Consider the following 17,730-nt stretch of genomic DNA (forward strand, 5'->3'; position numbering starts at 1 on the left):
TGCCGATAGTAGCATTTACAAGTCTTCACTCACCCGATCAGACGCTGTCGTGCGATCGGGTGCGCAATCAGTTGCAACTGCTACGATAGTATGGACTATTTGTGAGTCTTAAGTTTCAAACCGGGTGCGGCCGTAGCGAGTCGGTATGGACGAACAGGAGTTGCGAAAGCAGGCACACGACTTGGATGTCACCGTCTGGGTCGGAAAGGGCGGTCTCGACCCCGTCGTCGAGGAAGTATCCGACCAACTCGCAGACCGGGACCTCATCAAAGTGAAGTTCCTCCGAGCCGCTCAGGGCGGCACGACGGTCGAGGAGTTAGCCGCGGAGTTGGCAGAGCGCACCGATGCCACGGTAATCGAAACACGAGGTAACACGGGAGTTCTCTACCGATGACCGGCGGGGCGACGCTCCAGACGGGCGTCGGCCTGAGCGACTCTATCGGTCGCTTCCTCGCTGGATTCGGACTGCCGGACACGGTCGCCGGCCTGCTCGGACAGGCGCTGGCGTTCCTCGGCGTGTTCGCCGTCGTCTATCTCGTCGGGCGCAGCGTCGTGCTCCCGCTCGCGAACCGGATGATGGACTCGCGCGGTCTCGAAACACACGCACAGACGCCACTGCGGCGACTCCTCGTCCTCGTCGTCGGTTTCGTCGGCATCACCGCGGCGTTCGGGGCGGCGGGCTACCCCAACTTCCTGCAGTCGCTCGCGACGATCGCCGCGGCGGCGACGCTGGCGATCGGGTTCGCGATGCAGGACGTCCTGAAGAACTTCGTCGCCGGCATCTTCATCTACACCGACAAGCCGTTCAAGATCGGCGACTGGATCGAATGGGACGGCAACTCCGGTATCGTCGAAGACATCAGCTTCCGCGTCTCGCGCGTCCGGACGTTCGACAACGAACTCCTGACGGTGCCGAACTCGGCGCTGACCGACGGCGTCATCAAGAACCCCGTCGCGAAAAACAAACTCCGCCTCCAGGTCCCCTTCGGAATCGGCTACGACGACGACGTCGAGCGAGCGACCGAGATCATCGTCGAGGAAGCCGACGCCCGCGACGACATCCTCGACGATCCCGCGCCGACGGTGCGGCTGACGGAACTCGGTGACTCCTCGGTGACGCTTACCTCTCGAATCTGGATCGACGACCCGAGTCGTGCTGACTTCGTCAAGACCCGCGCGGAGTACGTCCAGACCGTGAAACGGCGCTTCGACGAGGAGGGCATCGACATCCCGTACCCGAACCGGACGCTCGGTGGCGAACTCACCGTCGCCGGCCTCGAAGAAGTCACGCCCGCAGACGACTGAGCGCGTCGCCCCTCGTCTGCGCTGCTCTCGCTATTCGGTCGCCTTACAGTTCGATCCGCTCGACGAGCTGATCGTCGGCTTTCGTGTTGACCGCGACGATGCGGATGTGCGATGCGAGTCCCGAATCCCTGAGTTTCGCTTTCAGGAGGTTATCTACCTGATAGACGCCGGCAGCGTTGACCATCTCGATCTCGACGAGGACGGCCTTGCCGTCGCCGGGACGGAGCGAGACGCTCTCGATCGCCTGGCTGGAGAGGGTGTTGATCCCCCGGCCACCCTTCTCGTAGGGGATGCGCGAGCGGCCGCGCTCCATATCCAGCGCGTCGGCGACGCGAATGACGCCCGCTTCGGTCGTCAGCGGATCTTCTTCGGTGTGATGGCACAGAATCGCGTGCAGCACTTCGGCCTTCATCCGGACTACCTCAGGGGTGTCGTAGAACTCGAACTGCGGGAGGATGCGGTCGAGGACGTCGGATGCGAGCGGAATCGAATAGTACGCGTGCTCGTCGCGGTGGACGACGTGGCCGATATCGTGCAGCGTCGCCGCCAGCGCGACGATCACCGGTTCGTCGGCCTCCGCGAGGCCCTGGTCGGCCGCGCCGTTGAACGCCACGTCGCCGCCCTTCAGGAGGTCATAGAGGTTGAGCGCGCGGTTGCGGACGATCTCGATGTGTTTGGGACCGTGGTCGTTGTATCCTTTGCGCGTGACCGCGTTGACGTTCTGGGCCTGCAGATACGTCGTAATCTCGGGGTCGTCGAGGATCTGCGGGAGAACCGCGTTGAGTCGCTCGTCCGGGAAATTGTGGTCTGCGTCCGGGTCGTACTCGTGACCGACGCTCTCGGTAGACTCAGCCATACTTCTGTATATTCTCCGGGGAGCGCAAAGTAGCCTACGGGTAGGCCGATCGGGAACGTGTCAGATTCGGGTGTCGCGACCGACTCATACTGATTACTCTCGTCTCTTACCGCCGACCACCGCCACCGGGAGTGGCGCTCGGCGGTACACAGTGAGAGTACTTCCTCTCAGGCGCTCGCTTCTTCGGCGGCGGCGGCGACCTCGTCGTAGTCGGGTTCGGCGCCGGGGTCGTCGCTCACCCAGGCGTAGGTGACTGACCCGTCTTCGTCGACGACGAAGACCGCGCGCTTTGCGACGTTGTAGACGCCGAGGTCCGCGAAGTCCATCGAGACGTCGTAGGCGTCGATGATCTCGCGGTTGGTGTCGCTGAGGAGCGCGAAGTTCAGTTCGTTCTGCCGGCGGAACTCGTTGAGCGTGAACGGCGTGTCGATGCTGATGCCGTACACTTCGGCGCCGACGTCCTCGAAGTTGGCCATCTGATCGCGGAACGTACACATCTCGGTCGTACAGGTGCTCGTGAACGACGCGGGGAAGAACGCGAGCACGAGCGGCCCCTCCGAGAGTTCTTCTGAGAGGGTGAACGAGCCGATGTCGCCGTCTGCGAGCGGTGCGGTGAAGTCAGGGGCAGTATCGCCGACTGAAACCATACCGGGAGTGCGCAGGCATCCCGGTTCAATGTTGCTGTCGCTGGTTTCGATTGCCTGTTTCGGCCCGAATTCACCGAGCGTCGCGGGGTCTGCTGTCCGGCGACGCAGTCGTCGTGTGTCACCACGGTTCCCGAGCCGAATACCCATATACCGGTAGTATCTGTCGTAGGTGTGATCACCTATCGCCTGACGCAGTCGACCGACTTCGAGATTCTCGAAGTGTCGGCTGATGGCCGGCGTACAGGCGCTTCGAATCTGTCCGTCCGGCTCGACCGCAAGCGGACATCCCTCAACACACGACTGCGGGAACTCGCCGGGCAGGAGTTCCTGACCGACGTCGGCCCGTCCGATACGGCTGGCCTCTACGACGACGATCGCGAGGCGTTCACCGCCGCCGTCGACGAGCTTGCAGCGAAGATCACCATCGAACCGCTGGCGATCTCCGATCGCGCTCCCACGGAGTGACGCCGGAATCAGACCCGTTTCTCTCGTAACTGCATCTCGTAACTACACCTCGTAACTACACTCTCTTTTCGCGCTCGTGCGTGCGTGGTCTGACTGTAGCTGACGAGCCACGTTGAGTCCGTGAATATTGGTACCACACCTGACCGTCCGGATTCCCTAAACCCACAGTAAAGACCGTGAAACATTCGTGTTTGCCAGATTCAAATAAAACCTTTGGCGAATACCAGCGGTAGACACTAGCAATAGATATAAGTGGTGTAAACTGGAATACACGTGCCGAGTGGTGCATAGCTGTGTGGAGGCCACTCGAACTGGATCGATTGTAGTAGAACGGAACATGGCAACGATGACAACATCGGATAACGGCAGTCGCTCGGACACCACGCACACGTCCATCGAGATCAGCCGGGACGTCTGGCGACAGGTCCGCAGTGATGCCGTTGCAGACGGGAAGAACGTCTCTGAAAAACTGGAGGAGGTGCTCGAGGATTATTACGACCTCGATTGACGCGCCGGGCGCGAGCCCGCCGGAGCACGCGATGATCCAGCAGTCGTATCGCTCGCTAACTAACCACGATTATACATTCAACACTGAATGACACACGATAAACACGACAAAGTCCGCGCAGTGTTCCTCGCGGCGCTGATGATCGTCTCCGTCTTCGGAGGCTCCATCGCGTTCGCTGGGAGTGCTGCAGCGGCATCGACCAGTGCTGGGAATAGTAGTATTTCACCCAGTTCCGTCGATGGAAATACGACGGGTAATACACTAACGGTAACGCTCAATGCAACTGATGTTAACACTAGTGACACGACGGCTCAGGTCTTCGCTGTCCGCCTCCCCACGGAGGTTGACTTCGATCTGAGTGGATCGTCGGTTTCAGGCACCACAATCAACAACGGGAACGTCACTGTCGGTTCTACCAACGTCTACGACAACAACGACACCGCGACAGTCAGTCTGAGTGACGACGATGCTAATGGTGTCAACAGTGACACTGTGAACATCACATTTGACATCGGATCTGTTGGTGTTCCTAACGTGGCAACCACGACTGGATCCGCTCAGTACGCTGTTGACGCTAACAGCGATGGTACCTATGGCAGCGGTGAGGGATTCGATTTCACCAACTTCCAAGATGTTACGGTTAATGACGTGACGGCTCCCACATTTGAGGGCGCCGTCACCGGCAACCAGTCTGGAGGAGATAGCCTGGCTCGTGACAAGATCTACGTCAACTACACCGAGCCAAGTGGTCTAAACGCAAGTACAGTAACGACTGGTGACTACCAAGTGAACGGAGAGCCTGGCGCGGTTACTGGAGTCAAACTCGCCTCAAACGGTGAGGACGTCATCCTCACAGTCGATAGCACGCTTTCGGCTGACGCAACTCCATCGGTCACTCAGATTAGTGCTATCGAAGACACAGAAGGTAACTCGCTCGATAGCTTCGCACAAACGACTGCCGCCGACGGCCTTGGGCCAGTTATCTCAAAATACACGGTTACGAACCCGACCGGACAGGATGTCCAAGTTGAGTTCAACAGTACTGAACAATTAGGTGCTGTCTCAGCCGCAGTTAGTGGCGCCGAGACTGGCACTCTGACAGGAGTCGGTGGTGACTTCACCGAGAGTGGAAGTGGGCCATACACGTACACCGCTACGTATAGTGGCGCCTCTGACGGTGAATACACGATCACACTCAACGAAGCTAACGACACTGCCAACGACAACAACGGTGCAACGGGTCAGTCTGACAGCGCGACGGTCGACACGACCGATCCCGCTGACCTTAGCATCGACAAGCCCACTACGACGGTCGTCAACACGACTGACGACACGCTGAACGTCAACTACAGTTACAACGAGGCGAACCCCAACACTGCAACAGTCATCCTCGAGAACGGCTCGAACGTCGTCGAGTACAACATCGACGACAGCCAGTACGCTGGTGACAACAACGAAAAGCAGGTTGCTCTCGACCTCAACGCGTCCAGCGCAGACGTTGTCGAAGGCAACGGCTTCGTTGACGGTACGTACAACCTCACCGTCAACGTGACTGACGTCGCTAGTAACACGACGTCGGCGACGGCACAGGACCGTGTCGTGTTCGACACGACATCGCCCTCGATCGACCTGACGTCGCCGACTCAACTTCAGTACAACCGCACGGGTCAGGATCTCACGGTTGAGTACGATCTCACCGAGGCAAATCCTGCTCGCGTGAACGTGACGCTCGCTGATGGTACGGGTAACAACACCACCTTCGTGACTGCGGATACGGATGGTCAGGATACGATCACGCTGACGGAAGCCAATGCAGACACCGTCAACGGTGACGGGTTGACTAACACGACCTACAACGTGACGGTTACCGCCGTTGACGAAGCCGGTCTGAGCAGTTCCGATACTGAAACTGATGTCCTCGAGATCGACGACATCAACCCCGGCGACATCCAGATCGAGAAACCCACCAGCGAAGTCATCAAGCAGTCCGGTGACACGCTCGGTGTCGCGTACAACTACTACGAAGACAACACCGAATCCGTTACGGTCACGCTGAACGGATCGACCGACTACACGTACAACGTCGATGACTCGCAGTACGTCAACGACGACACGCGCAAGTCGCTTGATCTCGACCTTGACCAATCGGACAACTCTCCGGGTACTCTGAACGAAGGCACGTACTCGGTGAACGTCACGGTCACTGACAGCGCTGGCAACACGCACTCCGCTGAGACGAACAAGAAGTGGGTCGTCATCAACGACAACACGGCTGACGTCAACGACGCCTCCACGACGGCGGGCGTCGTCCGCCCTGGTGATACGATCACTGTCGAATACAACTACACGGACCAGACGAACGCGACGTCCGTCACGTTCGAACTGGTCGACGACAAGGGCACCGCGACCACGGACGATGACGAGGTCCTCACGACGCTCGGCACGTCCTCGGACGTTGTGCCTACCGACGACATCCAGAAGGAACTCACGATTCCGGACGGCTACGATGGTAACTCCTTCTCCGTCGAAGTCTCGACGGAGAACCGCTTCGGTGAGACCGACTCCTCCGAGACGGCGAACTTCACCATCAACGAGGAACTCCCCTCGATCACCGAGGTCGAAACTGACGCTGGTACCAACACTGCCTACGTCCACTTCAACGAAGACGTCTACCCGAGCGGTGACGCTACGTTCACGGTGGACGACTTCGCCTACCAGGACGTCAGCGCTGGTGGTGCCATTGGCATCGATGCGGTCACGGATGCCTACCTTGAGGATGGTCACACGGTCCTCGTCGTTGACCTGAACGGTGACGTGCAGGCCTCCGACCTCGAAGCCGACCTCGTCAACGCTCGCGCGGGTCAGCTCATTGACTCCGCCGGTGCGCAGGTCGGTACCGAGACGGTTGCCATCAACGACACGACCGGACCGACGGTCACGATCAGTGGCCTCGAGGACGTCACCAACACGAGCGCAGACAGCTACGCTGGTGTCTCGATCGACGTCGACGAGACGGTCAACGTGACGGTCTCTGCGACGGCCGACTCGAACATCAACGCGACGTACACGAAGGTTGGTCCTGGTGACGATATCCAGCTCACCGGATCGACGCTTGATCTCTCCAGTCTCGAAGACACCGAGAGCCTCGGCATCACGGTCGACGTCGAGGACCTCTCGAAGGCTGGCTACACCGACAGTGAGAGCAGCACTGTCGCGAAAGACACCGTGAAGCCCGAGATCGTCAGCGCGACGACGAACGCGGGTACGAACACGATCACGGTCGAACTCAGTGAACCGGTCGACGGCGCCACCTTCAGCGGGGACAACGTCACGGTTCACGACGTCACGCGCGAAGACGCCGACACCTACACGGTGACGACTCAAAGCGAAGTCCTGGCAGACATCAGCACCGCCTCGCTGACGATGACGGGCGGGACTGACGACGTCGGTAACGCGCCAGTTGGTGAGCCGGTCACGCTCACTGACACCGAGAAGCCGACGCTTGACCTGGTGACGGCCGAAACTGGTGATACCACCGTGGAACTTCGGTTCTCTGAGAGCGTCTACAACGACACGGACACGAACCTCACTGACGGTAACATCCACTACCAGAACAGTGAGAGCGGTGTGAACCACCGAATTGTCGGTGTCGAACACGATGCGGGCGACACGACCGCGACGGTCACCCTGAACACCTCGCTTGTCGAGGACGATATCGGCAACGACGAGATTCAGGTCGCTCGCTTCAACGACTCTGTCGACAACAACAACACTCAGACCGTCACGATCACGGATAGTGTCTGGGTCAGCGACATCCAGCTGACGAACACGTCGAACCACGAAGTCCAGATCTCGTTCAACGCTACCGACAAGCTGGATAACTTCACGGCGAACCTCGTGAGTCCGCAGCTCGTCGAAGTCGATCACACTGACGAGACGTTCCACATCGAGGATGCAACCGAAGAAGCGAACGGTGACAAGTACACCTACACGGTGAACTACACTGTTCAGCGCGACAGCATCTACGGTCTGAACCTACAGAGCATCGAGGCCCTCGACGGCGCGACGGACGACGATGTGGGACTCGATATCGACGATACGGCTGAAGTCGACTACGAGGATCCGGAGGCTGACGACGCTGAGCTCACCTCCGACAACAAGCGCAACAACGCCGGATCGACGGTCGTTGTGCAGTTCAACGAACCCATCCAAGAAGCTGGTGAGTTCGATGTCTCGAACATCACGTTCGCAGGCACCCCTGCAGAAAATGCCTATCTCACCGGCTACAACGAGATCACTGTTGAGTTCGACACGGTGATTGCCACGGGTGACGCAGAGCACATCGAATTCGGCGTCGATACGGTTGAGGAAGAATTCGGAGACCACACCTCTGCTGCTGGTACGGACGATCCGGTCGACACGCACGAATACCACCTGAAGGACGGTGTCAACTTCGTGTCCGTCCCCGCTGAATTCGGCTCGCTCGACATCGCGAGTTCTGAATTCAGCGATGCGACGGTGATGACCTACGAGAACGGCGAGTGGCTCTCCTACAGCCCCGAGAAGTCCGCCGACAACCAGGACATCGAGTCCCTCGAAGGCGGTCAGGGGTACATCGTGAAGACCGACGCTGACGCGACGGTCGACATCACGGTGCGCAACGAAGAGTCTGGAACCACCGCCGAGAGCGCCACGCCTGGCGAGCAGCAACTCCACGAAGGCTGGAACCTCGTCGGTCACTGGCAGGAGAATGCCCAAGATGCGGACACTCAGGCGGGCGGTGCACTCGCAACACTCGATAGTGTGAGCACTGCAACCCACATCTACGGTCAGGCATCCGACGGTCAGTTCGGCTACAAGACCGTCGAAGGTGGCCACTTCAAGCCCGGTGAGGCCTACTGGGTCTTCGTCGAGAACGGCGAAGTCTACACGGTCTCCAAGTACGACCAGGTTCGCTAACCAACCGCAGTCCACACCTTTCCGAATTTATTTGGGGGTAACTACAACAAAATGACAACCAAGATGATACGGAACTCTCGTGGCCTGCGGTATCTCGCAGTCGCGATGGTGGCGATGCTGCTCATCGCCCCAGCGACTGCAGTCGCCGTTCCAAGTCCGCCGCACGAAGTCTTCGGCACGGTCACTGACCAGAATGGAAATGCGGTCGACGGGCTCACCGTCACGGTGACCGACGAAGACGGCAACAGCTACACGGCGACGACTGACGCCGACGGCTACTACGAAATCAAGTTCCCCGCGGAGGACGGCTCCGAGGGCGAAACACTCACAGTCTCGGTCGAGGGCAAAGACGCCTCCGACACCACGTCGTTCGAGTCTGCCACCTCTGAACGGATCGACCTCAGCGTCGAGGTCGATACCGGCGGCGGTGGCGGCGGTGACGATGACGACGATACCGGTGGTGGCGGTGGCGGCGGTGGCGGTGGCGGCGGTGCTGCCCCACCGGAAGACACCGCGACGCCGGGTGGCGACACCACGCCTGAGCCAGTCTCCGAAACGGTCGATCTCGACCAGGACGGCGCCGCGAAGGTGAACCTCTCGGGCGGTACGGGCGCAACGAGCGTCTCCGTGTCCGTTCCGAACAAGACGGGCCAGACGTCTGTCCAAGAACTGCCCGACCCGCCGGCTGACGTACCCGCCCCCGAAGGCGACTACGTGAGCGGGGTCGACATCTCCGCGCCGGACCCGGCTGAAGGCGAGACCGCGACGGTCTCGATCAGCGTCTCGCAGTCGCGCCTGGACGAACTGGGCGTGAGTGCTGAGCAGCTGGTCGTCCAGCACTACCGCGACGGTGCCTGGGAGACGCTCGAAACGAGCGCCGAGACCCAAGACGGCGAAGTCGTCCTGAGCGCAGAGACGACGGGCTTCTCGCCGTTCGCGGTCACGACGCAGGAGCAAGCGCAGGTGACGACGACGGCTGATACGACCGATCAGCCGGACGAGACGACGGAACCAGCGACCCAGGCGACGACGACGTCGCCGCCGGGTGACGACGGCGGGCCTGGCCCGCTGCTCATCGCTGGCGTCGTGATCGTCATCCTGGCGATCGTCGCCGGCGCGTACTTCGCGTCCCAGAACGAATAGCGCGCCTCCCACACCTCGCACCACCCCTTCACACGCTCCATTCTTTGCGCCCGGTCGACGGCAAGCGCTGAGTCACACCGCTTGCCGTCGCTCACGCACTCCGTAACATCTCGTCGAGGACATACAATCCAAAAGGCACAGTCCCACAGACGACCGCAAAGCGCGCGAGTTCGAGGTGCGCCTCACCGAATTTGTCGATGTAGAGGTGCAGATGCCCGCCAAACACGAACGCCTGCAGGACAACCATTCCGAGCAACAGCGTCGCGAACCCGCCCAACAGGACGGTTGTCATACTGTCGGACAGAACGATGTGAAGCGTATCGGCACCCCGCGGGGGCCAACACGATTCACGGACTTCTGTCCGACAGACTCAGGATGCTCGATCCCGGCGACGACGTCAGCCGTACAACTGATAGGGATTATCGTACGTCTCCATAGATTTCTCGCCGGACGATACGGCGAGAATCTCCGAACAGTTACGAGAATCCCTATGAGACGGCCACAGCCCGTCGCGTCTTCGAGCCCGACGTCGCCGTCACCGCTGAGCGGTTCGTACGGATCTACCGGGCGCTCGCCCTCGGAGCGGATGAGAGGTGCAATTATGATGCTGCGGCCAGTATATTAGCTGAGCGCCCATCTGTGGACGTGAAACGCCGTTCTTTACCCGGGTGTGGGAGGCAAAAAGCCTATAATTACGACTGGGTTAGGTGCTGGTAGCAATGTCCGTAAGTGTTACCCCACTGTTCCCGGGGCTCCCGGGTGGGCCGGAAGTGCTCGTCGTCCTGCTCATACTGGTGCTGCTGTTCGGCGCGAACAAGATCCCCAAACTCGCCCGCTCCACGGGGCAGGCGATGGGAGAGTTCAAGCGCGGCCGTGAAGAGATCGAAGATGAACTGAGTCAGATGGACGACGAAGAGGCGGACGAGGCCGAGACCACGAAGTCGACGGAAACGTCCACCGACGCGAACTGATAGGGATTATCGTAACTGTTCAGAGATTCTCGCCGTACCGTCCGGCGAGAAATCTATGCGGACTTACGATAAGCCCTATGAGGCGCTGCCCCCACCCGGCGTTTTTCTCGGAACCGTATCTGTTTAACTGTAAGTAGGCGCTAAGTCCCCTTCCTCAAGGAGCAACGCAGGGAGCGAAGCGACCGAGTAGCGCAGTAGGGAGGGGATACAGCGCCGTACGGTTCTCAAACACGTTCGTCGCCCGGCCCACAGGCCCACGCAATCACAACTCTTATTTATGTATTTTGTGTATAATATGTTGTGGCAACGCGCAAGAACATCTCCATCCGAGACGACCAAGAGGAGTGGATCCAGGAGAACCACCTGAATCTCTCCTCGTTCGTCCAAGAGAAACTGGACGAACTTATCGAGGAACGAGAAGAATAGATGCACTACAACTACAAGTATCGGCTCGACCCACCGGAAGCTCTCGCGGAGACGCTTCTGCACCACGTCGATACCTGTAGGCAACTGTATAACCACGTCCTCTACAAACTCAACGAGTCAGACGAGATTCCCGCCCGCTACAAGGTACAGGGCACACTCCCCGACCTCAAATCGTGGTGGGACGACCTCGGAGACGTTCACTCGAAGGTGTTGCAGATGGTTGTCAAGCGCGTTTACGATAATCTCTCCACGCTCAAAGCGCAGAAGGAGAACGGACGCGCCGTGGGAATGCTCAAGTGGAAACCGCCTCGGGAGTATCGGTCGCTCACCTACAATCAGTCCGGCTTCAAACTCAAGAATACGAGTGGTCGGCCTGTCCTGTGGTTGAGCAAAATCGGAGAAATACCGATTCACCTCCACCGAGACATTCCCGAGAACGCGACCATCAAACAGGTCACGGTCAAGCAGGAACCGACGGGTGAGTGGTTCGCCACATTCGGTATCAACGTGGACGAAGCAACGCCTGAGAAACCGGAGACACCCGAGAAAGTCGTCGGGATTGACGTAGGCTTCCTGAAGTACGCTCACGACACCGACGGGTACGCTATCGAGAGTCCTGACTTCAGCGACGAGCGCGAGCGGTTGGAACGCGCACAGCGCAACCTCTCGCGGAAACAGCACGGCTCTGCGAATTGGGAGAAACAACGCCGGGTCGTGGCCGAACGACACGCCGAGTTGAAGAACAAGCGCCGTGACTTCCTCCACAAACTCTCGAACTACTACGCCCGAGAATACGACCTTGTGGCCGTAGAGAATTTGGACGCGAAGGGTTTGGTGGAACTACCGGGCAACTCGCGCAACCGTGCGGGTGCGGCGTGGGGGACGTTCCTTCGGATGCTCGAATACAAGTGCGAGCGGGAGGGAACGCACTTCGTCGCTGTTGACCCGAAAGACACGACAAAGAAATGTGCGTCCTGTGGTGTCAAGACGGATAAACCGCTGTGGGTGCGCGAACACTCGTGCCCATCTTGTGGGTTTGAAGCGGATAGAGACGCGAATGCGTCGTGGAACATCCTTTCTCGCGGTCTCGAAGACGTAGGAGTGGTTCACTCCGAACGAACGTCCCCAGAAATCGAAGATTTCTGGTGTGCGAACGAATCGCGCAGCGATTCGTTAACGCCTGTGGAGACTGCGCTCCCTACGGACACCGTTGTGTCTGCAAAGTGCGTCGTGGAAGCAGGAAGCCCCTGCCTCAAGGAGCCGCCGAAGGCGGCGAGTAGGCAGGGGTAGTTCACGCGACGGCTACGCTATCCTGCGGTAGGACGTGTGGCCCAGTGGACTAAGGCGAGGGGTTCCTAACCCCTAGAGCGCGGGTTCGAATCCCGTCACGTCCGCTCACTTCGGTCACTCCTGTGACGACCGCCCGCTCGCTGCCGCTCGCGGGAGTCCCGTCACGTCCGTTTCCCGCCGAGCGACAGCGAGGCGTGAAAACGACGCTGAGGAATTCGAATCGGGGAAGTCGCGCGCAGCGGAGCAAGCACGTCCGACCGTGGTTCGAATCCCGTCACGTCCGCTCACTTCGTTCACCCCCGTGAGGACCGCCCGCTCGCAACCGCTCACGGGAGTCCCGTCACGTCCGCTCACGTCGCGCACTCCCGTGACGACCGCCCGCTCGCTACCGCTCGCGGGAGTCCCGTCACGTCCGCTCACGTCGCGCACTCCCGTGACGACCGCCCGCTCGCTACCGCTCGCGGGAGTCCTGTCACGTCCGCTTTTTACCGAGGGGACGTTGCTACGACGAAGTGGCGGGTCGCGTTCGCCCGCGACTCAGAGGTCGATCCGATCGCCGATCTCGGCGATCTCCAGCGATTCGGGGTACGCGTAGCTCCGCGTGTGGTGGTGGAGTACCTTCGGATCGGCGGTCAGCCCCTTCCACATATCCCAGTGGCTCGGGAGGAACCGCTCGAACTGGAGGGCCGAGGCCGCCTCGACGGCCTCGTTCTCCGTCGAGTACCAGCGCGTGCGCTTCGGCTCGCCGGTCTGTTTGTCGTCGATGTTCCCGATCGCGCCGAACGCGAGCACGCCCAGGTCGATGTCGTAGCGCTCGCCGACGTCGTCGAAGTCGTCGTGCGGCTTGGTGTCGCCACCGTGGAAGAACGTCCCCGAGTCGTGCTCGAACACGTAGGAGACCGGATGCGTCGAATCGGGGTCGTGAGAGATCTCGACGTGCACGGTGAACTCGCCCACCTCGACGGTGTCGCCCTCGGTGACCTCGGTGAACTGCTCTTCTGTGAGGTCGTACTCGTCGAGCCACGCCTCGTCGTCGAAGGCGACCGCGAGCGAGTCGTCCGGCGCGTAGAACGATGCGCCGGTGGTTTCGAGGATCGGCGCCTGGCTCGGGCCGTGCGTGTGGTCGGTGTGTTCGTGCGTGGCGAAGACGGCGTCCATCTCGGCGACGTCCTCGGGCGCGAACGGCACGGGAATCATCCGGACGGTCCGCGGCGGGTCACCCGTGCCGAGATACGGGTCGATCGCGACGGTCGTCCCCTCCGAGCCCTTCAGAATGAAGCCGTTGCAGCCGAGATACCAGATCGCGACAGTTTCCGGGTCGGCCGATTCGACGGCGCGCGGGAGCCAATCGTCCCAGTCGCTGTGAATCATACCCGACGGTGGGTTGGGCCGCGGGCTAATTCTGTCGGTTGTCGCTACCTATTGTCTGTCGCTTCTCGTGAACGAGCGGACAGCCCGTACCGCGCGTCGACTGTGACACTAGACGGCAGAAATTGAAAGAAATAGCAACTATAGCCGGAATATATTTTATATATAAATACAATATGTGGGTACACTAGTGATAAAAACCAAATAGGCGGCGCAGAAAAATACTTATGTGATACTCCTGATTCTAGGTATGCTATGTCTGACCGTGACAGGAAAACCGCCCACTTTTCACAGATGGATGCGACGATGCGGCGCCTCGGATCGTGGGATCCACGCCCCGCGTCTGACCGATCCTAATCGCCCTCCAGTAGTGGCGTCCGTGCGCCGTCACGCGCCCGCTTGCACGCGGTCGTGCCATCGAGTGCGTGACGGCGCACGAACGCAACTGTCAGTTCTCACTCCGCGTCGAGGTTCCCGAACGCCTCGTCGACGAGCTCGCCCGTATCGGCGATGACGTCGGCCATCTCGTCGCTGTCGGGTGCCATCCCGACCAGGCGAGCGATGCGCATAATACTCACGTGATAGACGGTCTGGACGCCCGGCTCTTCCTGCCAGACCACGACGTTGCACGGGAACAGCCCACCCATCCGGTTGTCGCTGGCGTCGAGCGCGCGGTTCGCCATCGACGGGTTGCAGGCCCCGAGAACGTGATACGGGTCGCGTCCGGCGTCGATCTTCTCGTTGAGCAACTCCGAGGCCGAGAATTCAGTCGCGATCCCGAAGCCGGCGTCGGTGAACGCCTCCCGAACGTGTTCGATCGCGTCTCCGTGTTCCATCTGTAGTGTCGCGCGCTCTTCGCCGATATCTGACGCAGCGATCGCTTCCGGATCTATCGGTAGAGTCATCGGGTTGTCATACGACGGCACGCGAGGAAAATCTATGCCCTTTCACAGCGGTCTCTGTCCCTCGCACGGCAGTCTATCAGCACCTCACAGCGGGACTGGCAACCACCGCAAGGCCGCCAGTACGTCCTGCGGCGGAAACACGGGGTCGTGCAGTGTGAGCCAATCGAGCAGCGTCAGGCCGAGGCCGTGGGCGACGATCGAGGGCAACAGCGACTGGCTGTGGTAATCGACTGCGCCGAAGAGAACGTCTGTCGGCCCCGACAGCAGGAGTTCGATCGGCGGCTTGCCGACGTGGTGAAGGGCGTAGACGACGGGGCTGATGAAGACGCTCTTGAACCCGAAATCGTCGCTGACGCCGACACAGAGCAGTCCGCGGTAGTAGGTCTCGGCGGCGACGACGACGAGCAGTTGCTGGATCGTGTGCGGGAGGAACTGCCCGAGCGCAGTCGTCGTCTGCCACATCGGGTAGTACGCGCGGATGCTCGGCAGCGACGCGCCGACGAGGTAGAAGGGAAGCACGAATGCAGCGAGAATAAGGGTGTCGCGGAGCGCCCGCCGGTCGACTCGGTAGCCGAGGTTCCGCCCGTGCGTGATCGCGAGACCGATGGGCACGAAGAGGAACACGACGGCGTCGCGGACGACGCGTGCGGTGAGATCCGACGGTGGGACCGTCCACGAACTCCAGAGTATCGAGAGGACGAGACCGACGAACAGCGACCGCTGGAGCCAACTCGACTCGAAAGCGGCGTTACGAATACGTACGTGAACGGACACCGTCGTGGCCGATACTCACTCGGTCTGCACGGGCCCATCGCCGATGACGTCGTGGACCCGGTCGACGAACGTCTGTCGGGAGTCGAAGTACGTCTCGTCGACTGCTTCGAGGACGTCGGCGAGCGTCTGGGGGCCGGACGGCGTCCGAACGACGCTGTCGCCCTCCTGTTCGACGATCCGGCTCATCTCGTGGGGCCAGGTGAGTCGCGCGGCGACGCGCGCCAGCGGCTGGCCCTCGACGGGTGTTTCCTCGCCTAATTCGACGACGGGGCCCTCGGATTCCTCCTCGTCTGCCATACCCGGCGGTTAGCGAGCCCGTACAATAATCTCTTCGACACGCCCGAAGGCCCGTGAACGCGACGCTCGCGGGTCTCTCTGTCCGTCGCCTGTGTGTCTACCGTCCGTCGTCTACTGCTCTATCGATCGCTGCCAGCTTGGTCTGTTGTCCGTCGCCTACTGCTCTATCGCTCGTCGTCTTCTCCCCGGTTGCTCGCCACCTTCTGCCCAGTCGACCTCGTCCCATCGCATATGTGTTGCCCGCTCGGAAGACGGGTTCTGGTCCCCGTTCGAGTGTCCGTCGTACGTCCGTCTGACGCATCGTTTTGTGTGGTGACTTCGAACTAGGCCTATGCCCAGTCTCTCGGAGGTTTACAGGGGAAAAGAAACGGGGGCGAGCCTCCGGCGACTGCTCTTCGGGCTAGTGCTGTTTCTCGCCGGGGCGCTCTTCGTCGTCTTCGGCATCGTCGTCGCCACGACGGACGTTCTCTACGGAACCGAACCGGCCGCGCTGACGGCCAAGCGCCAACTCGGGGGCGTGCTCGCCGGCGTCGGCGTCCCTGCGGTCTTTCTCGGTATCTTCGCGGTGCTCCCCTCCGCGCGGCTCACGAAGGCAGCAGCGGTCGTCGGAGCCGGCATCGCCGTGATCGGCGTCGCGCTCTTCACCTACGCGTACCCCTGCCGCTGGTCGGGATCGCTCTGCGGCGCGGGCAAGCCCGACTTGACGCTGATGACCGTCGGCGTCTACTTCCTCGGCGCGATGATCACCTTCTGGTGTCTGTTCGCCGGCGTCGCGAACTTCAAGACGCGCAACGATCCCGGGGGGACGGCCACCGTGAACGTGACGCGCAAGAGCGAAACGAAGTACGTCCCGGTCGAGCGCTCGCGCGGCGGCCTCGGCGGTATCGGCTTCTTTGGCGGTACACCCGACGGCGAAGTCGAAACGCAGACCGCAGGCAGATCCAGCAACGGCGGTTCCAGCGCCCCCGGCAACACGCCCGGCCCGGCGTCGGACGGCGGCACCGACGCCGAGTCGATCTCGTCGCCGATGGACGCCGCACCGGGCGCGACGCAGAGCGCCGGTGCAGCAGCGAGTTCGGCTTCGAAGCCACGACAGCAGACCGAGCGCGCACAGACGCCGCGAAGCCAGCGCTCCGAGCGCACCGAGCGCGGCTCCGCATCCGACGCTGCAGACTCCTACTGCGGCAACTGCGCACACTTCGAGTACGTCCGTACTGACTCGGGGATCCAGCCGTACTGCGGCGCACACGAGGAACTGATGGACGATATGGACCCCTGTGAAGAGTGGACGTCGCGGTCGGACCGCTCGCGCTGACTGTCGCTCCTATAGCTCTTCGAGCGTCGCTGTCACGTCGTCCCAGTGGCTGCCCTTCCAGAACACCTGCCCGCAGGAGCGACAGCGCCAGCAGTCGGTCTCGGCCGGGTCGGGTGCGTACGCCGGAAGCGACTCGGCCGCGTCGACGGGACGGAGTTCGCCGTTACACGCGCTACAGCGGGTCGGCGGATCGTCGAGCGTGAGGGCGTAGCCGGCGTCGCGGACCTCTCTGAGTTGGTCTTTCACGTCGCGCGTGGACAGGAGCACGGCGTCGGTCGCGCGGGTCGCGAGCTCGACGTCGCGCGTCACGAGCGTCCGATCCGACGCCTCGACTTGCGCCAGGATCTCGTCGTCACTGGGGTCGTTTCCGGGCTCTGGCCCCCACTCGCCGCCCTCGTCGAGGATATACGCGGCGTCGTAGCCACACATCCGCAGGTACGTGGTCAGTTTGCCGAGCATCGCGTCGAGGAGCAACCGGTCCGTGGAGTCGTTCTCGGTCAT

18 protein-coding genes, 1 tRNA gene and 1 pseudogene are annotated in these 17,730 nt (G+C 61.1%); 12 read left to right on the top strand and 8 right to left on the bottom strand.

Annotation, left to right across the window (positions count from 1 at the left end; all coding sequences use genetic code 11):
• Window positions 1–145 precede the first annotated feature (145 nt).
• Window positions 146–394 carry a YhbY family RNA-binding protein gene (locus NO347_RS01665; protein ID WP_115821811.1) on the top strand — a complete coding sequence of 83 codons (249 nt, stop codon included), beginning with the start codon at window positions 146–148 and terminating at the stop codon, window positions 392–394.
• Window positions 391–1,305 (top strand): mechanosensitive ion channel family protein, encoded by a 915-nt coding sequence (locus NO347_RS01670; protein WP_256287980.1) that lies wholly within the window; start codon window positions 391–393, stop codon window positions 1,303–1,305. The genes NO347_RS01665 and NO347_RS01670 overlap by 4 nt, the downstream gene beginning before the upstream one ends.
• A 43-nt stretch (window positions 1,306–1,348) precedes the next feature.
• Here the strand turns inward: NO347_RS01670 and NO347_RS01675 are convergent, their stop codons facing one another.
• A complete protein-coding gene (locus tag NO347_RS01675) occupies window positions 1,349–2,161 on the bottom strand; it encodes an HD domain-containing protein (RefSeq protein ID WP_256287981.1) in 813 nt (270 codons plus the stop codon).
• Window positions 2,162–2,328: 167 nt separating this feature from the next.
• Window positions 2,329–2,808, bottom strand: coding sequence for a redoxin domain-containing protein (locus NO347_RS01680; protein ID WP_256287982.1), 480 nt, complete (start codon window positions 2,806–2,808; stop codon window positions 2,329–2,331).
• Between the two features lie 171 nt (window positions 2,809–2,979).
• Between NO347_RS01680 and NO347_RS01685 the strand changes: the two genes are divergently transcribed.
• From NO347_RS01685 to NO347_RS01700, 5 genes and pseudogenes are all read left to right on the top strand, one after another.
• On the top strand, window positions 2,980–3,273 hold the full coding sequence (locus NO347_RS01685; protein WP_256287983.1) for an ArsR family transcriptional regulator: 294 nt from the start codon (window positions 2,980–2,982) through the stop codon (window positions 3,271–3,273).
• Between the two features lie 346 nt (window positions 3,274–3,619).
• Entirely contained in the window at window positions 3,620–3,781 is a 162-nt protein-coding gene (locus tag NO347_RS01690; RefSeq protein ID WP_256287984.1) for a hypothetical protein, read from the top strand.
• A gap of 87 nt (window positions 3,782–3,868) precedes the next feature.
• Window positions 3,869–3,964, top strand: a pseudogene (locus tag NO347_RS17325) (surface glycoprotein); the annotation flags it as partial.
• A 351-nt stretch (window positions 3,965–4,315) separates the two neighbouring features.
• Window positions 4,316–8,740, top strand: coding sequence for a beta strand repeat-containing protein (locus NO347_RS01695; protein WP_256287985.1), 4,425 nt, complete (start codon window positions 4,316–4,318; stop codon window positions 8,738–8,740).
• Between the two features lie 63 nt (window positions 8,741–8,803).
• Window positions 8,804–9,883 carry a PGF-pre-PGF domain-containing protein gene (locus tag NO347_RS01700; protein WP_256287986.1) on the top strand — a complete coding sequence of 360 codons (1,080 nt, stop codon included), beginning with the start codon at window positions 8,804–8,806 and terminating at the stop codon, window positions 9,881–9,883.
• 91 nt (window positions 9,884–9,974) lie between these two features.
• Here the strand turns inward: NO347_RS01700 and NO347_RS01705 are convergent, their stop codons facing one another.
• The gene (locus NO347_RS01705; protein WP_256287987.1) at window positions 9,975–10,175 is read right to left on the bottom strand and encodes a hypothetical protein; all 201 of its coding nucleotides are present in this window, start codon (window positions 10,173–10,175) and stop codon (window positions 9,975–9,977) included.
• 427 nt (window positions 10,176–10,602) lie between these two features.
• Between NO347_RS01705 and NO347_RS01710 the strand changes: the two genes are divergently transcribed.
• The 4 genes from NO347_RS01710 to NO347_RS01725 all read left to right on the top strand — a co-directional run bounded on the left by NO347_RS01710 (window position 10,603) and on the right by NO347_RS01725 (window position 12,674).
• A complete protein-coding gene (locus NO347_RS01710; RefSeq protein ID WP_256287988.1) occupies window positions 10,603–10,854 on the top strand; it encodes a Sec-independent protein translocase subunit TatA/TatB in 252 nt (83 codons plus the stop codon).
• A gap of 300 nt (window positions 10,855–11,154) precedes the next feature.
• Window positions 11,155–11,280 (top strand): hypothetical protein, encoded by a 126-nt coding sequence (locus tag NO347_RS01715; RefSeq protein ID WP_256287989.1) that lies wholly within the window; start codon window positions 11,155–11,157, stop codon window positions 11,278–11,280.
• Window positions 11,281–12,570 carry an RNA-guided endonuclease InsQ/TnpB family protein gene (locus NO347_RS01720; RefSeq protein ID WP_256287990.1) on the top strand — a complete coding sequence of 430 codons (1,290 nt, stop codon included), beginning with the start codon at window positions 11,281–11,283 and terminating at the stop codon, window positions 12,568–12,570. It begins immediately after the preceding gene.
• A 30-nt stretch (window positions 12,571–12,600) separates the two neighbouring features.
• Window positions 12,601–12,674 (top strand) — tRNA-Arg (locus NO347_RS01725).
• 433 nt (window positions 12,675–13,107) lie between these two features.
• Here the strand turns inward: NO347_RS01725 and NO347_RS01730 are convergent.
• From NO347_RS01730 to NO347_RS01745, 4 genes are all read right to left on the bottom strand, one after another.
• The gene (locus tag NO347_RS01730; RefSeq protein ID WP_256287991.1) at window positions 13,108–13,941 is read right to left on the bottom strand and encodes an MBL fold metallo-hydrolase; all 834 of its coding nucleotides are present in this window, start codon (window positions 13,939–13,941) and stop codon (window positions 13,108–13,110) included.
• A 452-nt stretch (window positions 13,942–14,393) separates the two neighbouring features.
• A complete protein-coding gene (locus tag NO347_RS01735) occupies window positions 14,394–14,843 on the bottom strand; it encodes a DUF302 domain-containing protein (RefSeq protein WP_256287992.1) in 450 nt (149 codons plus the stop codon).
• Between the two features lie 84 nt (window positions 14,844–14,927).
• Window positions 14,928–15,599, bottom strand: coding sequence for a CPBP family glutamic-type intramembrane protease (locus NO347_RS01740; RefSeq protein WP_425492340.1), 672 nt, complete (start codon window positions 15,597–15,599; stop codon window positions 14,928–14,930).
• Between the two features lie 33 nt (window positions 15,600–15,632).
• Window positions 15,633–15,914: a DUF5789 family protein gene (locus tag NO347_RS01745; RefSeq protein WP_256287993.1), complete on the bottom strand. Its 282-nt coding sequence runs from the start codon at window positions 15,912–15,914 to the stop codon at window positions 15,633–15,635.
• A 331-nt stretch (window positions 15,915–16,245) separates the two neighbouring features.
• Here NO347_RS01745 and NO347_RS01750 point away from each other — a divergent pair, with 331 nt between their 5' ends.
• Window positions 16,246–17,229 carry a cell division protein CdpA domain-containing protein gene (locus NO347_RS01750; protein ID WP_256287994.1) on the top strand — a complete coding sequence of 328 codons (984 nt, stop codon included), beginning with the start codon at window positions 16,246–16,248 and terminating at the stop codon, window positions 17,227–17,229.
• A gap of 9 nt (window positions 17,230–17,238) precedes the next feature.
• Here NO347_RS01750 and NO347_RS01755 read toward each other — a convergent pair whose 3' ends face one another.
• Window positions 17,239–17,730 carry a Mut7-C RNAse domain-containing protein gene (locus NO347_RS01755; protein WP_256287995.1) on the bottom strand — a complete coding sequence of 164 codons (492 nt, stop codon included), beginning with the start codon at window positions 17,728–17,730 and terminating at the stop codon, window positions 17,239–17,241.

Origin of the sequence: Halobellus inordinatus, assembly GCF_024464655.1 — an archaeon.
GTDB classification, from domain to species: Archaea; Halobacteriota; Halobacteria; order Halobacteriales; family Haloferacaceae; genus Haloquadratum; species Haloquadratum inordinatus.

What these genes read in the sequence shown, in the direction of transcription:
- NO347_RS01665 (WP_115821811.1), top strand. Translation starts at nt 146, where the DNA reads ATGGACGAACAGGAGTTGCGAAAGCAGGCACACGACTTGGATGTCACC.
- NO347_RS01670 (WP_256287980.1), top strand. Translation starts at nt 391, where the DNA reads ATGACCGGCGGGGCGACGCTCCAGACGGGCGTCGGCCTGAGCGACTCT.
- NO347_RS01675 (WP_256287981.1), bottom strand. Translation starts at nt 2,161, where the DNA reads ATGGCTGAGTCTACCGAGAGCGTCGGTCACGAGTACGACCCGGACGCA.
- NO347_RS01680 (WP_256287982.1), bottom strand. Translation starts at nt 2,808, where the DNA reads ATGGTTTCAGTCGGCGATACTGCCCCTGACTTCACCGCACCGCTCGCA.
- NO347_RS01690 (WP_256287984.1), top strand. Translation starts at nt 3,620, where the DNA reads ATGACAACATCGGATAACGGCAGTCGCTCGGACACCACGCACACGTCC.
- NO347_RS01700 (WP_256287986.1), top strand. Translation starts at nt 8,804, where the DNA reads ATGATACGGAACTCTCGTGGCCTGCGGTATCTCGCAGTCGCGATGGTG.
- NO347_RS01705 (WP_256287987.1), bottom strand. Translation starts at nt 10,175, where the DNA reads ATGACAACCGTCCTGTTGGGCGGGTTCGCGACGCTGTTGCTCGGAATG.
- NO347_RS01710 (WP_256287988.1), top strand. Translation starts at nt 10,603, where the DNA reads ATGTCCGTAAGTGTTACCCCACTGTTCCCGGGGCTCCCGGGTGGGCCG.
- NO347_RS01720 (WP_256287990.1), top strand. Translation starts at nt 11,281, where the DNA reads ATGCACTACAACTACAAGTATCGGCTCGACCCACCGGAAGCTCTCGCG.
- NO347_RS01730 (WP_256287991.1), bottom strand. Translation starts at nt 13,941, where the DNA reads ATGATTCACAGCGACTGGGACGATTGGCTCCCGCGCGCCGTCGAATCG.
- NO347_RS01735 (WP_256287992.1), bottom strand. Translation starts at nt 14,843, where the DNA reads ATGACTCTACCGATAGATCCGGAAGCGATCGCTGCGTCAGATATCGGC.
- NO347_RS01745 (WP_256287993.1), bottom strand. Translation starts at nt 15,914, where the DNA reads ATGGCAGACGAGGAGGAATCCGAGGGCCCCGTCGTCGAATTAGGCGAG.
- NO347_RS01750 (WP_256287994.1), top strand. Translation starts at nt 16,246, where the DNA reads ATGCCCAGTCTCTCGGAGGTTTACAGGGGAAAAGAAACGGGGGCGAGC.
- NO347_RS01755 (WP_256287995.1), bottom strand. Translation starts at nt 17,730, where the DNA reads ATGACCGAGAACGACTCCACGGACCGGTTGCTCCTCGACGCGATGCTC.